The sequence below is a fragment of the Novosphingobium sp. NBM11 genome, from assembly GCF_015390225.1.
Classification (GTDB): domain Bacteria; phylum Pseudomonadota; class Alphaproteobacteria; order Sphingomonadales; family Sphingomonadaceae; genus Novosphingobium.
On the sequence record NZ_VUOG01000001.1, the window covers coordinates 1064007 to 1076397 of the forward strand.

At 67.5% G+C, this 12391-nt stretch carries 17 protein-coding genes; 3 read left to right on the forward strand and 14 right to left on the reverse strand.

What is annotated here, in order from left to right:
* Positions 1 to 48: 48 nt before the first annotated feature.
* The 3 genes from F1640_RS05035 to F1640_RS05045 are packed head-to-tail and all read right to left on the reverse strand — an operon-like array spanning position 49 to position 2530.
* A complete protein-coding gene (locus F1640_RS05035) occupies positions 49 to 381 on the reverse strand; it encodes a 2Fe-2S iron-sulfur cluster-binding protein (protein ID WP_124808442.1) in 333 nt (110 codons plus the stop codon).
* Positions 360 to 1466 (reverse strand): cysteine desulfurase family protein, encoded by a 1107-nt coding sequence (locus tag F1640_RS05040; protein WP_194918063.1) that lies wholly within the window; start codon positions 1464 to 1466, stop codon positions 360 to 362. Before F1640_RS05040 ends, F1640_RS05035 begins: the two co-directional genes overlap by 22 nt.
* A complete protein-coding gene (locus tag F1640_RS05045; RefSeq protein ID WP_194918065.1) occupies positions 1463 to 2530 on the reverse strand; it encodes a cysteine desulfurase family protein in 1068 nt (355 codons plus the stop codon). Before F1640_RS05045 ends, F1640_RS05040 begins: the two co-directional genes overlap by 4 nt.
* 138 nt (positions 2531 to 2668) lie before the next feature.
* Here F1640_RS05045 and F1640_RS05050 point away from each other — a divergent pair, with 138 nt between their 5' ends.
* Positions 2669 to 3325: an alpha/beta hydrolase gene (locus F1640_RS05050; RefSeq protein WP_124808439.1), complete on the forward strand. Its 657-nt coding sequence runs from the start codon at positions 2669 to 2671 to the stop codon at positions 3323 to 3325.
* A gap of 53 nt (positions 3326 to 3378) precedes the next feature.
* On the opposite strand, the gene F1640_RS05055 is transcribed toward F1640_RS05050, so the two are convergent.
* On the reverse strand, positions 3379 to 3579 hold the full coding sequence (locus F1640_RS05055; protein WP_124808438.1) for a hypothetical protein: 201 nt from the start codon (positions 3577 to 3579) through the stop codon (positions 3379 to 3381).
* A gap of 9 nt (positions 3580 to 3588) precedes the next feature.
* Positions 3589 to 3948 carry a hypothetical protein gene (locus F1640_RS05060; protein ID WP_124808437.1) on the reverse strand — a complete coding sequence of 120 codons (360 nt, stop codon included), beginning with the start codon at positions 3946 to 3948 and terminating at the stop codon, positions 3589 to 3591.
* A gap of 166 nt (positions 3949 to 4114) precedes the next feature.
* On the opposite strand from F1640_RS05060, the gene F1640_RS05065 reads away from it, so the two are divergent.
* Positions 4115 to 5950, forward strand: coding sequence for a DUF885 family protein (locus F1640_RS05065; RefSeq protein ID WP_124808436.1), 1836 nt, complete (start codon positions 4115 to 4117; stop codon positions 5948 to 5950).
* Between the two features lie 37 nt (positions 5951 to 5987).
* Here F1640_RS05065 and F1640_RS05070 read toward each other — a convergent pair whose 3' ends face one another.
* From F1640_RS05070 to F1640_RS05110, 9 genes are all read right to left on the reverse strand, one after another.
* Positions 5988 to 6470 carry a GFA family protein gene (locus F1640_RS05070; RefSeq protein WP_194918067.1) on the reverse strand — a complete coding sequence of 161 codons (483 nt, stop codon included), beginning with the start codon at positions 6468 to 6470 and terminating at the stop codon, positions 5988 to 5990.
* A 53-nt stretch (positions 6471 to 6523) separates the two neighbouring features.
* Complete coding sequence (locus F1640_RS05075) at positions 6524 to 6964, reverse strand: SRPBCC family protein (RefSeq protein ID WP_124808434.1); 441 nt, start codon at positions 6962 to 6964, stop codon at positions 6524 to 6526.
* An 11-nt stretch (positions 6965 to 6975) separates the two neighbouring features.
* Complete coding sequence (locus F1640_RS05080) at positions 6976 to 7638, reverse strand: glutathione S-transferase family protein (RefSeq protein ID WP_194918068.1); 663 nt, start codon at positions 7636 to 7638, stop codon at positions 6976 to 6978.
* 1 nt (position 7639) lies between these two features.
* On the reverse strand, positions 7640 to 8116 hold the full coding sequence (locus tag F1640_RS05085) for a VOC family protein (RefSeq protein WP_136956940.1): 477 nt from the start codon (positions 8114 to 8116) through the stop codon (positions 7640 to 7642).
* A gap of 2 nt (positions 8117 to 8118) precedes the next feature.
* Positions 8119 to 8907, reverse strand: coding sequence for a VOC family protein (locus tag F1640_RS05090; RefSeq protein ID WP_255530261.1), 789 nt, complete (start codon positions 8905 to 8907; stop codon positions 8119 to 8121).
* 2 nt (positions 8908 to 8909) lie between these two features.
* On the reverse strand, positions 8910 to 9278 hold the full coding sequence (locus tag F1640_RS05095) for a DUF1428 domain-containing protein (RefSeq protein WP_194918070.1): 369 nt from the start codon (positions 9276 to 9278) through the stop codon (positions 8910 to 8912).
* A 48-nt stretch (positions 9279 to 9326) separates the two neighbouring features.
* The gene (locus tag F1640_RS05100) at positions 9327 to 9746 is read right to left on the reverse strand and encodes a VOC family protein (protein ID WP_194918071.1); all 420 of its coding nucleotides are present in this window, start codon (positions 9744 to 9746) and stop codon (positions 9327 to 9329) included.
* Positions 9743 to 10390: a TetR/AcrR family transcriptional regulator gene (locus tag F1640_RS05105; RefSeq protein WP_194918072.1), complete on the reverse strand. Its 648-nt coding sequence runs from the start codon at positions 10388 to 10390 to the stop codon at positions 9743 to 9745. The genes F1640_RS05100 and F1640_RS05105 overlap by 4 nt, the downstream gene beginning before the upstream one ends.
* Positions 10391 to 10509: 119 nt before the next feature.
* Positions 10510 to 11151: a glutathione S-transferase family protein gene (locus F1640_RS05110; RefSeq protein WP_194918073.1), complete on the reverse strand. Its 642-nt coding sequence runs from the start codon at positions 11149 to 11151 to the stop codon at positions 10510 to 10512.
* Between the two features lie 97 nt (positions 11152 to 11248).
* On the opposite strand from F1640_RS05110, the gene cobS reads away from it, so the two are divergent.
* Positions 11249 to 12241: a cobaltochelatase subunit CobS gene (cobS, locus tag F1640_RS05115; RefSeq protein ID WP_124808426.1), complete on the forward strand. Its 993-nt coding sequence runs from the start codon at positions 11249 to 11251 to the stop codon at positions 12239 to 12241.
* Positions 12242 to 12391 lie beyond the last annotated feature (150 nt).

Genomic DNA, 12391 nt, shown 5'->3' on the forward strand with positions numbered 1-12391 from the left:
GACAGGGGAACTCCGTGGATGCCGAAATCCCCCGCTTTCCGGGCGGTTTCAGACGCGCTGCATGTCCCGCGCCTCGGCCGGGATGCGCACTTCCAGCCCATCGAGATCGGCGGTCAGCAGGATCTGGCACGACAGCCGGCTGGTGCGGCTGACGCCGGCGGCCAGATCGAGCATGTCTTCCTCGTCGTCCACGGCGGCGGGCAACCGGTCGAACCAGTCCGGCGCCACGATCACGTGGCAGGTGGAACAGGCCATCTGCCCCTCGCACGTGCCTTCCAGCGGCATTCCGGCGTTCTGGCCCAGTTCCAGCAGGCGCTGTCCTTCCGCGCCGTCGACCACGACGCGCTCGTTTTCGGGCGTTACGAAGGTGACTCGGACCATGGCAATGCAACTCCCTGCGACCCAGCCGCGGCGATGATCGCCGCGACACCCTCATCCAGATCCTCTTCCCTCGTATAGCGCCCGAAGCCTAGCCGGATCGCGGTTTTGGTATCCCTGTCCGAAAGTCCGATCGCGCGCAAGACATGGCTTGGCCTGCCGGAACCGCTGGCGCAGGCCGAACCCGCCGAAAACGCCACGTTCCGGCATTTCGACAACAGCCGCGCCACGTCCAGCCCGGCCAGCCGCAGGTTCAGGTTGCCGTGCCAGCGCGCCGTCGCGCTGCCGTTCAGCGTCCAGCCGGCCAGCGCCGCGCGCGCCCTTTTCCACAAGTTGTCCACATGCGCCGCATCACTTTCCCGCAGCGTTGCGCACAGGGCCGCCGCCGCGCCGAAGCCGGCGCAGAGCGCAGGCGAAAGCGTGCCGGATCGCAGCCCGCCTTCCTGCCCGCCGCCATGGATCAGCGGCTTCAGGTCGATCCCGTCGCGCACCCACAGCGCGCCGATGCCCTTGGGGCCGTAAAGCTTGTGCGCCGAGATGGCGATCAGGTCCGCGTCCTGCGGCGGCGCGATCTTGCCCGCGCCCTGCACCGCATCGCACAGGAACAGCGCGCCTTGCGCATGGGCGCGCCGCGCCAGTTCGGCGACCGGCTGGATCGTGCCGATCTCGTTGTTGACCTGCATCACCGCAACCAGATCGGCCCCGGCCGGCAATGGCACGTCGGCAGCGACCAGCCCCTGCGGATCGACCGGCAGCAGCGCCACGCCGGGATCGGCGGCGCGCGCGGTATCCAGCACCGCCGCGTGTTCGATCGCGGAAACCGCCAGTCGCCGCGCGCCGCTGCCGAAAATGGCAAGGTTGAGCGCCTCGGTCGCGCCCGAGGTGAAGATCACGCGCCCGCCCGCCGGCAGCAAGGCCGCCACCTGCTCACGCGCCACCTCCACGGCCGCCGCAGCGGCACGCCCGGCGCGGTGCGGGCTGTGCGGATTGGCGAAGCCCATCGCTTCCGGCCCCGCCAGCCAGAGCATCATCGCCTCTCGCGCTTCGGGCGCGAGGGGCGTGGTCGCCTGATAGTCGAGATAGATCACGCCCGCATGCTCCCGGCGATGTCGCGCCATGCCGCGACGAAGCGCGCGATCGCGGCCTCGTCCGTCTCGCGCCCGATGCTCACGCGCAGGACCTCGCCGGCCGCCTTGGAATCGAGGCCCATCGCGGACAGCACATGGCTGGGCCGCAGGCTGCCCGAGGAACAGGCGCTACCGGCCGATACCGCGATCCCCGCGCTGTCGAAGCGGATCAACTGCGCGGCCGATGAAATGCCGGGCATCCGGTAGCCGCCGATCGTGGGACAGCGCGGCGCGGCGGACGCGATGATCTCCGCCCCCGCCGCCTGCAACTGGGCGTCCAGCAGGCCGCGCAACCGGCCCGCTGCGGCCATCCAGCCATCGCCGACTTCCAGCGCCGCCGCCATGGCCAGCGCTCCGGGCAGGTTCTCGGTGCCGCCGCGATAGCCGCGTTCCTGCCCGCCGGGCGCTTCCAGCAGCGCGAAATCGCGAATGAGCAGCGCGCCGATACCGATCGGCCCGCCGAACTTGTGTGCCGAAAGCGCGATCAGGTCGGCATCGGGCAAGGCGATCTTGCCCGCGCCCTGCGCCGCGTCCGCCAGCAGGATGCCGCCGGCGGCGCGCACCAGCGCCGCGATCTCCGCCAGCGGCTGCATCACGCCGGTCTCGCTGTTGACCTGTTGCACGCAGACCAGCGCGCGCGGACCATCGGCCAGCAGCGCCTGCAGCACGGCAAGATCCACCCGCCCGTCCGCATCGACCGGCAGGCGCTCCGCATCCGCCCCGGCGGGACGCAGCACCGCCTCGTGCTCCACGCCAGAAGCCACAACCCGCTCCGCTTTGGCACGACCGATCGCCAGCGCCAGCGCTTCGCTCGCGCCGCTGGTGAACACCGCCTCCCGCTCCCACGCCAGCGCGGCTTTCACCCGCGCCCGCGCGCCTTCCAGCAAGGCGCGGGCGGTGCGGCCTGGTTTGTGCGGGCTGGACGGGTTGGCCCAGGCATCGAAGCCCTGCTCCAGCGCGGCGCGCGCCTGCGGCAGCAGCGGGCTGGTGGCGGCATGATCGAGATAGAGCGGTTCGGCAGGCAAGGAATCACGTGTCCCGTTATGATCGCGCCGGAAACATTGCTTTCGGGGGCGGCGTTTCTATATAGCCCTTCGTTCCAATTCCCAGCCCCGGCATTTTCCGCCGGCGCGGCTTTGCAAGCAGGATAACCAGGTCACACGATGCCCGCAGTCATCTTCCCCGGTCCCGAAGGCCGCCTTGAAGGCCGCTTCCAGCCCGCCACCCGGCCGCGTGCGCCAGTGGCCATGATCCTGCATCCGCACCCGCAAGCCGGCGGCACGATGAACGATCGCATCACGCAGGCCCTGTACAAGACCTTCGTGGCGCGCGGTTTCGCGACGCTGCGCTTCAACTTCCGCGGCGTCGGGCGCAGCCAGGGCAGCTTCGACAACGGCATCGGCGAACTGTCGGACGCGGCCGCCGCGCTCGACTGGGTGCAGTCCATCCACCCCGAAGCCTCGACCACGTGGATCGCCGGCTACAGCTTCGGCGCGCTGATCGGCATGCAGTTGCTGATGCGCCGTCCGGAAATCCGGGGCTTCATCTCGGTCGCGCCGCCGGCCAACATGTATGACTTCAGCTTCCTCGCCCCCTGCCCTGCCTCGGGCATCATCGTGCAGGGCAACGCCGATACGGTGGTGACGCCCAACGCGGTGCAGAAGCTGGTCGACAAGCTGCGCACGCAGAAGCACATCACGATCCACCATGACGAAATTCCGCGCGCCAATCACTTCTTCGAGAACGAACTCGACGATCTGATGAAGTCGGTCGACAATTATCTGGACATGCGGCTTTCGCCGGACTGCCCGATCAAGTGACCGGAACCGGTGGGCCTGCTTAGGCACGGCCCGCCGGTCCGCTGGGCAAAGCCCTATTGCGGCTGCGTATTCTGCGCCAGCGTATTGCCCCCGGCATCGGGCAGCGTCCAGATGCCGAGGTTCACCAGCATCACCGCCGCCAGCACCAGCATCAGCACGGGGCGCTTGCGCTCCCCGCGCCGGAACAGGACGAACGCGCCCCCCGCCAACGCGATGGCGGCGAGCATCAGCAGGGACAGGACAGCGTCGAGCATCGATAGGCGTTAGCTCTTGAGGAAGCCCTGCGCCATCCCCGCGATATCATCGATCACGCTGCCATCCTGATCCTTGTCGAGAAAGCTGGTAACCTTGCCCAGCGCTTCCGGATGGCTGCCGATCATCGAGGCGAACTGACCGAGCGAACCTTCGCCACCGATATGGCCCACGATCTGCTGAAGCACGCCAGCGTCGACGCCCGAATTGGCGGCGGCGGTCTCGATCGTGTCACCCTTGGCCTGGTGGCCGGCGGCCAATGCAGCGATGGCGGTTTCGGCCGTCGCGGGATCGATGCCAACCTTCGCGGCAAGGTTCTTCACATCAACGTTGCTGCTGATCTGGCCGAGAATCGAATCGAAAATGCTCATGGGGAAGACTCCTGCGATTGGGCTCCGAACCACAGCCTAGCGGCACCACGCGACAGTTCCAGTGCAACATTCGCCAGCGCAGCGTAAGTTGTGCTGGACAAAGCCAAAAAGCCGGAGCCGGCAAGCCCTGTTTGACTTCCCACCGCCGCGCGGACAGGGTTGCGGCATGGTTACGCACGAAACGAACGGAATCACCCGCCGCGCCGCCTTGGGCGGCCTGGGCGCCACCGCCGCCGCCTTCGCGATCCCGGCCCGCGCAGCCCCCGCCTCGGCGGCGGACGCCAACGCCCTGCTCGACGGCATCGCGTGGCGGCTGCTGGATTTCTTCCCCGAAACCGCCACAAGCCTTGGCATCGACACGGGCGCGCACGCCGCGCTGCGTGCGAAGCTGGGGGACAAGTCGGCGGCCGCGCAACGTGCCATCGCCGCCCTGCTGCGCGCCGATCTGGCCCGGATCGCCGCCACCGATGCCTCCGGCCTCGACCATTCCACGCGCACCAGCCTGGCCGTGGTCAAAAGCGCCTACCAGACCGCGCTCGACGGGTTCGCCCTGCCCTATGGCGACATCACCGTCGGCAATTACCGCAACACGCCCTATGTCGTGATCCAGAACGTCGGCGCCTATCTCGACGTGCCGAAGTTTCTCGATTCGGATCATCCCATCGCCGATGCGGCGGATGCCGAAGCCTATCTCGCGCGCCTCGCCGCCTATCCCGGAACGCTCGACGCCGAAACGGACCGCCTGCGCGATACGGCAGCGCAGAGAGTGATCGCGCCCGATTTCCTGCTCGACAAGGCGCTGGCGCAACTCGAAGCCTCGCTGGCCGACGCGCGCCAGGGTGGCGGACTGGTCGATTCGATCGACCGGCGCACGAAGGCGAAAGGCATCGCGGGCGACTGGGCCGGGCGGGCGCGCTCCATCGCCACCGGCAAGGTCGTCCCGGCGCTCGAACGCCAGATCGCCGAACTGCGACGCCAGCGCGCCAGCGCGACCTCCGACGCGGGCATGAGCACCCGGCCCGACGGCGAAGCGTGGTACGCCTGGGCGCTGCGCGCCAGCACCACCACGCGCATGACGCCGGACGAGATCCACCAGCTCGGACAGGAGGAACTGAAGGCGCTGCAGGCGCGGATGGACCCGATCCTGCGCGGGCTCGGGTACACCAAGGGCACTGTTGGCGAACGCATGACCGCGCTGGGCAACGACCCGCGCTTCCAGTTTCCCGACAACGACGAAGGACGCGCCCAGATCGTCGCGTTCATCCAGAAGCGGCTGGACTTCATCCGCGGGAAGCTGCCGCTGGCCTTCCGCAAGCTGGCGCGCGGCAATGTCGAAGTCCGCCGGCTGCCGCTGGCCGAGGAACCGGGCGCGCCAGGCGCCTATGGCGGCCCCGGATCGATCGACGGCTCGGTGCCCGGTCGCATGTGGATCAATCTTCACACCACGCGCCTGCACAGCAAGTACAGCCTGCCCACGCTGGTTCATCACGAGGCCCTGCCCGGCCATGTCTGGCAGGGTGAATACGCGCAGCAACTGCCCGTGATCCGCGCGATTCTGGCGTTCAACGCCTACACCGAAGGCTGGGCGCTCTATGCCGAAACGCTGGGCGACGAACTGGGCGCCTACGATGGCGATCCGGTCGGCCAGCTCGGCTATCTCCAGTCGATCGCCTTCCGCGCTTGCCGCCTGGTGGTCGATACCGGGCTGCATTCCCGCCGCTGGTCGCGCGAGCAGGCGATCCGCTGGTTCGCGGAGACCAACGGATCGGGGATCGACGAGGTGACGAGCGAGGTGGATCGCTATTGCAGCTGGCCGGGGCAAGCCTGCGGCTACAAGATCGGCCATAGCGAGATCCTGCGCCAGCGCGCCCGCGCAAAGGCGGCATTGGGCGCACGCTTCGACCTGCGCGATTTCGACGATGCGGTGGTCGGCGGCGGCAACGTTCCGCTCGACGTGCTGGGGCTCAACATCGACGAATATATCCGCACGGCCGGAAAATAGGGCCGCCGCACTCGAACGCGGACGATCCGCCTTTGCCTTATCGTCCGCGCAACGCGCCCCAGCGGGCCGCGCCATCTTCGCCATAGAGGCGCGGCACGTCTGGCCCGCGATAAAACTGCGCGAACACTTCCGCGTTGTCAGGCAACAGCACCCACGGCTGCTTGCTTTCGGTGAAGATGTGCACGTCCGGCGGGCACAGGTCGGGATTGTCCAGCGTTCCGACGCGCACGAAGGCGGCCTTGTCGCCCGCCCCGCCATAGTGGCTCCACAGCGCCACCTTGCACGCCGGACACCGCACGATTTCCTGACCACGCCCGCTCTGCGATGGCGTCATGACGTGTTCGGGCGCGCCCTGCGCCACTTCCACGCGATCGGTCTCGATCACCGTGTTCAGCGCGAAGGCGCTGCCCGATTCGCGCTGGCACCAGCGGCAATGGCAGCAATGCGTGACGATCGGCGCATCCAGAAGCCGGTAACGGACATCGCCGCATGCACAGCGGCCTTCAGCAAAGACGGTCATGATCCTCTCCCTCTCGGGACAGGATGCGCAGCGCGCCGGCGGCCGTCAACGCCTCACGCGCTTTCGCACAACGCCTGCAACTGATCGGTGCAAGCGTTCCAGCCCGCCTCGAAGCCCATCTCCGCATGCTGGCGCATGGCTTCCTCGGTCCAATGCCGCGCCGAAGCGGTATAGCGCGTGCCATCGCCCTCGGGCGCGACTTCCCAGATGCCGATCATGAACGGCCCGGCCGGCTGGAAATCCACCGTCACCGCATCCGTCGAAACGAAGCGCCGCCCCTCATCCCAGGCCAGGAACACGCCTTCCTGCGGCATTTCCTCGCCGTCGGGGCCGTACATCACCATCGCGCACCGCCCGCCCGGCCGGCGATCCTGCTCCACGATCTTGGCGTACCACGGCTTCGGACACCACCATTCCTCCTGGCGGTTGGCCAGCACATCCCACACCCGCTCCACCGGTGCGGCGATATGGCGGGTGATCGACAGTTCGTGCATCCTCTTTCTCCTCAATCGCGATCCGGCGCGCCCAGCGGGAAATAGGCGCGAAAGGGCCGCGCATCCTCCACGCAGCGCGCCACCGCCGGCAGCGCCAAAAGGTGCGCGCGCCATGTCTTCAGGCGCGGACAGTCATCCGGGATCGGATAGACCCAGTCGGCATAGAACAGCGAAGGCGCGGCCGCGCACTCGATCAGCGAAACCGTATCGCTGGCTGGGTCACTGGCCGCATAGGTTTCCAGCCAGGCATCGATCCAGCGATAGCTGCGGTCCAGCAGGGCCTCCACCCGCGCGCGGGTCGCGGGCGAAAGGGCGCCGTCGCGCAGCACTTCGGCCACGCTCTCCTGCATCACGTTCATCACGTAGTTGTCGAACACGCGGTCGAGCATCCGCGTTCTCACCGCTTCCGCCGGATCGGTCGGCAGCAGCGGCGCGGGGCCGGGATGGCGCAGCGCCAGCCATTCGATGATCGCGGTGGATTCGAAGATTTCCACTCCGTCATCGACCAGCAGAGGAAACTTGCCCGCCGGGCTGGCCGCCTGAACCCGTGCGGCGTTTTCGGGATGCTCCCCGTCCACGCCCCGGAAGGTGAACGGCGTGCCGTTGGCGTAAAGCGCGATCAACGCCTTCCACGTATAGGAGGAGAACACGTGGCCGTAGAGTTCCAGCGCCATGCTACCCTCGCACCGCCGCTTCGATTGCCGCGATGTCGATCTTGCCCATGGTCATCATCGCCTGGAACGCCCGCTCGCGCACGCCCGCATCGGGATTGGCCAGCGCCTCCGTCAACTGGCGCGGCGTGATCTGCCACGACAGGCCCCAGCGATCGCTGCACCAGCCGCAGGCGCTTTCCGCCCCGCCGTTGCCGACGATGGCGTTCCAGTAGCGGTCGGTCTCTTCCTGCGTCTCGGTCGCCACCTGGAACGAGAACGCCCAGCTGTGCGTCACGTTCGGCCCGCCGTTCAGGCCCATGCACGGGATGCCGAGCACCGTGAACTCCACGGTCAGCACATCGCCCGCCTTGCCCGCCGGATAGTCCGTCGGCGCGCGGTGAACGGCGGTCACGCGGCTGTCGGGAAAGGTTTCGGCATAGAACCGCGCCGCGGCTTCCGCTTCCTTGTCATACCACAGGCAGATCGTTGCTCCGGTCATGGTCAGCCTCCCAGCACGCCGACGATGCCGAACTCCGCCCCTTGCGGGTCCGTGGCAATCACGATCCAGTCGTCGCCCGGAACCTGATGCGGGCCGTGCATCACCTTGCCGCCGGCGTTCTCGATCGCGGCCTTGGCGGCCGTGACGGAGGGAACGCGGAAATAGAGCCGCCACAGCGCGGCGCGCCCTGGCTCGAACAGCGGCAGCATCGCGCCCACGCGCTGGCCGTCGTGATCGATGAAGCAGTAATCGCCCATCTCGCGCATCGGCATCTTCTCGTTGAACTCGAAGCCGAAATGGCGCGCATAAAACGCCTTGGACGCTTCCAGATCGGGGCTGGCCAGCTCGTTCCAGCCCACGCGCTGTTCCGCCGTTGGCGAGAACACGTCGCTCTTCGCGTTTTCCTGGCCCGGCGGGGGCACGGGCGTCATCAGGTACACCGGAACACCCTGCGGGTCCGCCACCATCGCGATACGGCCGACCGGCAGTTCCGACACCGGCATCAGCACCTTGCCGCCTTCGGCCGTCACAGCGGCCAGCGCGGCATCGAGATCGGTCACGTGGAGATAGGGCAGCCACGCCGGCTTGGCCCCGTGCGCGACCATATCGGCCGACAGGGCCAGCATCCCGCCGGCGCTGCCGCCATCAGCCCGGAGGATGTGGCGGTAATCGACCGGCCCGGCCGCCTCTCCGCCACCTTCCACGGCCCAGCCGATCACCGCGCGGTAGAACGCGCTGGCCGCATCGGCATCGGGGGTCATAAGCTCGTACCAGATAAATCCGCCAGCCATCGTCATTCTCCCATCCGCACCACCGGCGTGAAGCCACCGTAAATCATCCGCTTGCCATCGAAGGGCACCGGGTTGAGTTCGGGGTTCCAGGCATCGTCGCGCATCAGGTCTTCCATCCGCGCGAACACGCTGTCGCGTGTTTCCTTGTCGGGCCATTCGATCCAGCTTAACACGACTGTCTCGTCTTCCCCGGCCTGCACAGCGCGGCGGAAATCGGTGAGCTTGCCATCGGGAACGTCATCGCCCCAGCATTCCCAGATTCGTGTCGCGCCGTGTTTGATGAACAGCGCGTCCGCCTTGCGGGCATGTTCGATAAAGCGTTCGCGATTGCCCGTAGGCACCGCGATCACAAAACCATCGACATAGGCCATATCTCTCTCCCATTTCGGCCGGCTTGAAGCCTTTTGTCATGCGTCGTTTCAGATTGGGGGCGTGTCTCCGCTGGCAACCATCGGGTCCATCCAGAACGGCCCCCAAACGTGCCCGTCCGGATCGGTCACGTCGCGCCCGTACATGAAGCCGTGGTCCTGCACCGGATTGACATCAACCAGACCGCCGTTGGCGCCCGCCAGCTCGACAAAGGCGTCCACCGCATCACGCCCATCGAGCGCCAGCGCGAGCGCCACCTCGCTCGATCCGGCGGCGGGGATCGGACGGTCGGTGAACGATGCCCACTTCTGGTGCGTCAGCAGCATCACGTAGATCGCCTCGCTCCACACCATCGCGGCGGCGGTCTCGTCGGTGAAGCGGGGTTCGTTGGTGAAACCGACCGCCTCGTAGAAGCGGCGCGCGCGGCCAAGGTCGGCCACGGGCAGGTTGACGAATATCATGCGTGTCACTGGTCTGCGCTCCTCTCTTGCGGGACCCGGAACAGGAACTCGAAATAGCGCCGCAAGTGCCGCAGCGCATCGCGCGCCATGTCCGGTGCGGCGCTTTCCTCCTGCGTCTTGGCCACGACGAACGCGCCCTGGATCACTACCTGCACATGGCGCGACAGGCTTTCGGCGGTCGTGCCCGTCACGCCGCGCTGGACCATGGCCTCGGCGATGTCGGCCTCCAGCGCCCTGGCGTTGCCCATGATGCTGGCCTCGCAGGCGATGCGGATCGCCGCGCTGGAGCGGAACGCTTCCTGCACCATCGTTCCCGCCACGCAACTGAACGATTCCACCGGCCCGCCGATCAGCGCCAGCCGCAGGTCGATATAGCCCAGCACCCGGTCGACCGGATCGGCATGATGATGGAACGGCGCTTCCGCGAAGAACGCGCCGGTGCATTCGCTCCAGTAATCCGCCGCAGCCACGCCCAGCGCTTCCTTGGAGGCGAAGTGATGGAAGAACGCACCCTTGGTCACCCCTGCGTGCGCGCAAAGCTGATCCACGGACGTGGCCGCGAAGCCGTTGCCGCGCACCAGCTGCACTGCCGCTTCCAGCAGCTTCCCCTTCGCGTTGGCGGGCGTCGGTCGGAAGGGGCGATTCGGAACCATGACCCGACCATACCGACCGGTTGGTATGGCGCAAACGAATATCCGTCCTCTCTGGACAAAAACCGCAGAGGCTTCCGGTCTGGGCGGCCGTCGTTGCACGCGACCGCCCCAGTTCCGCCCTATCCGAGCGTCGCGACCGCTGCCACCTCGCGCTCCGCCACGGCGCGCCAGCACGGCTGCTCGCCGACGCGCGCGAACCATGCCGCCGTTGCCGGATGCCTGTCCGGATCGGGCGATGGCATCGCATAGGCCAACGTGCGCAAGACGCTCGCCACCGCGATGTCGCCGATGCTGAACGTATCGCCGGTCAGCCAGCCTTCCGCCGGAACCGCGCCTTCCAGATAGTCGAGCATGGGTGCGATCTCGGCCATGCCCTGCTCGGCCGCCGCCTCGTCGCCGGGCCGCCCCAGCACGCGCGGCGCGACGAAGCGGTTGAACACGATCTTGGCGCCTGCCGGCACGATGATCGTATCGGCGAACTCCTCGAACCAGATCGCCTTGCCGCGTGCCCGCGCCTCCGCCGGAAAGATAGCCGGCTCGGGGTGCAAGGCGTCCATGTAGGTGGCGATCGCCGTCGAATCGGACAGGGTGAAATCGCCGTCACGCAGCGCCGGGATCTTGCGGAACGGACTCGCCTCCAGGAATTCAGGCGATGGCGCTCCCGGACGGCCGATCACCGATTCCACCGCGATCCCCTTCACCGCCGCCACCAGCAGCACCTTGCGCACGAACGGCGACAGCGGAAAACCATAGACCTGCATTCGACCTCTCCCTGAATCGTTGCCCGATGATGCCGCAATCGCGCCAAGTGGCAAACCTAGTTGCAGCCGCGCGCGCGGGCGTATAGGCGATGTCGCGATGACCGATATTCCGAACATCCAGCCCGACAGCCGAGCCACCACCGTGCTTCCCGCGCCGGACACGACGATCGACGCGCGCGAAGTCTTTGGCATCGATATCGACATGAAGGTGCCCGCCTTCTCCGAAGCGGACGAGCGCGTGCCCGATCTGGACGAAGGCTACGTCTTCGATCCGGACACCACGCTCGCGATCCTGGCGGGCTTTGCCTACAACCGCCGCGTGATGGTCCAGGGCTATCACGGCACGGGCAAGTCCACGCATATCGAACAGATCGCGGCACGGCTGAAGTGGCCCTGCATCCGCATCAACCTGGACGCGCACATCAGCCGTATCGACCTGATCGGGCGTGACGCGATCGTGCTGCGCGATGGCCTTCAGGTCACCGAGTTCCGCGAAGGCCTGCTGCCCTGGGCACTGCAGACGCCCACCGCGCTGGTGTTCGACGAATACGACGCCGGCCGGCCCGACGTGATGTTCGTGATCCAGCGCGTGCTGGAAACCGAAGGCAAGCTGACGCTGCTCGACCAGAACCGGGTGATTCGCCCGAACCCGTGGTTCCGTCTGTTCGCCACCGCCAACACGGTGGGCCTGGGCGATACCAGCGGCCTTTATCACGGCACGCAGGCGATCAACCAGGGCCAGATGGACCGCTGGAGCCTTGTCGTCGCGCTCAACTACCTGCCGGCCGAGACCGAAATCGCGGTCGTGGCCAACAAGGTGGAAGGGCTGGACAAACAGACCATCGCCGACATGGTCCGCGTCGCCGACCTGACGCGCAAGGGCTTCGTCAACGGCGACATCTCCACGGTGATGAGCCCGCGCACCGTCATCGCCTGGGCGCACAACAGCCAGATCTTCCGCGACGTGGGCTTCGCCTTCCGCCTCTCGTTCCTCAACAAGTGCGACGAAGCGGAGCGCGTGCTGGTGGCCGAATACTACCAGCGCGTGTTCGGCAAGGACCTGCCCGAAAGCGTCGCCCACAAGGCGTAAGACGGGCGGGGGCCTCTGGTCCCTGCTCCCCCCGCCCCGTCACCCCTGCCCGCCCCGTCACCCCGGCGAAAGCCGGGGTCTCGTGCGGCTCGGCGGCACTGTGCCGGGATTTTCCCGCAAGCGCCTGAGACCCCGGCTTTCGCCGGGGTG

Bases quoted from the DNA above. Each gene is read 5' to 3' on its own strand.
- F1640_RS05035 (WP_124808442.1), bottom strand. From the start codon at position 381: ATGGTCCGAGTCACCTTCGTAACGCCCGAAAACGAGCGCGTCGTGGTC.
- F1640_RS05050 (WP_124808439.1), top strand. From the start codon at position 2,669: ATGCCCGCAGTCATCTTCCCCGGTCCCGAAGGCCGCCTTGAAGGCCGC.
- F1640_RS05055 (WP_124808438.1), bottom strand. From the start codon at position 3,579: ATGCTCGACGCTGTCCTGTCCCTGCTGATGCTCGCCGCCATCGCGTTG.
- F1640_RS05060 (WP_124808437.1), bottom strand. From the start codon at position 3,948: ATGAGCATTTTCGATTCGATTCTCGGCCAGATCAGCAGCAACGTTGAT.
- F1640_RS05065 (WP_124808436.1), top strand. From the start codon at position 4,115: ATGGTTACGCACGAAACGAACGGAATCACCCGCCGCGCCGCCTTGGGC.
- F1640_RS05070 (WP_194918067.1), bottom strand. From the start codon at position 6,470: ATGACCGTCTTTGCTGAAGGCCGCTGTGCATGCGGCGATGTCCGTTAC.
- F1640_RS05075 (WP_124808434.1), bottom strand. From the start codon at position 6,964: ATGCACGAACTGTCGATCACCCGCCATATCGCCGCACCGGTGGAGCGG.
- F1640_RS05080 (WP_194918068.1), bottom strand. From the start codon at position 7,638: ATGGCGCTGGAACTCTACGGCCACGTGTTCTCCTCCTATACGTGGAAG.
- F1640_RS05085 (WP_136956940.1), bottom strand. From the start codon at position 8,116: ATGACCGGAGCAACGATCTGCCTGTGGTATGACAAGGAAGCGGAAGCC.
- F1640_RS05090 (WP_255530261.1), bottom strand. From the start codon at position 8,907: ATGGCTGGCGGATTTATCTGGTACGAGCTTATGACCCCCGATGCCGAT.
- F1640_RS05095 (WP_194918070.1), bottom strand. From the start codon at position 9,278: ATGGCCTATGTCGATGGTTTTGTGATCGCGGTGCCTACGGGCAATCGC.
- F1640_RS05105 (WP_194918072.1), bottom strand. From the start codon at position 10,390: ATGGTTCCGAATCGCCCCTTCCGACCGACGCCCGCCAACGCGAAGGGG.
- F1640_RS05110 (WP_194918073.1), bottom strand. From the start codon at position 11,151: ATGCAGGTCTATGGTTTTCCGCTGTCGCCGTTCGTGCGCAAGGTGCTG.
- cobS (WP_124808426.1), top strand. From the start codon at position 11,249: ATGACCGATATTCCGAACATCCAGCCCGACAGCCGAGCCACCACCGTG.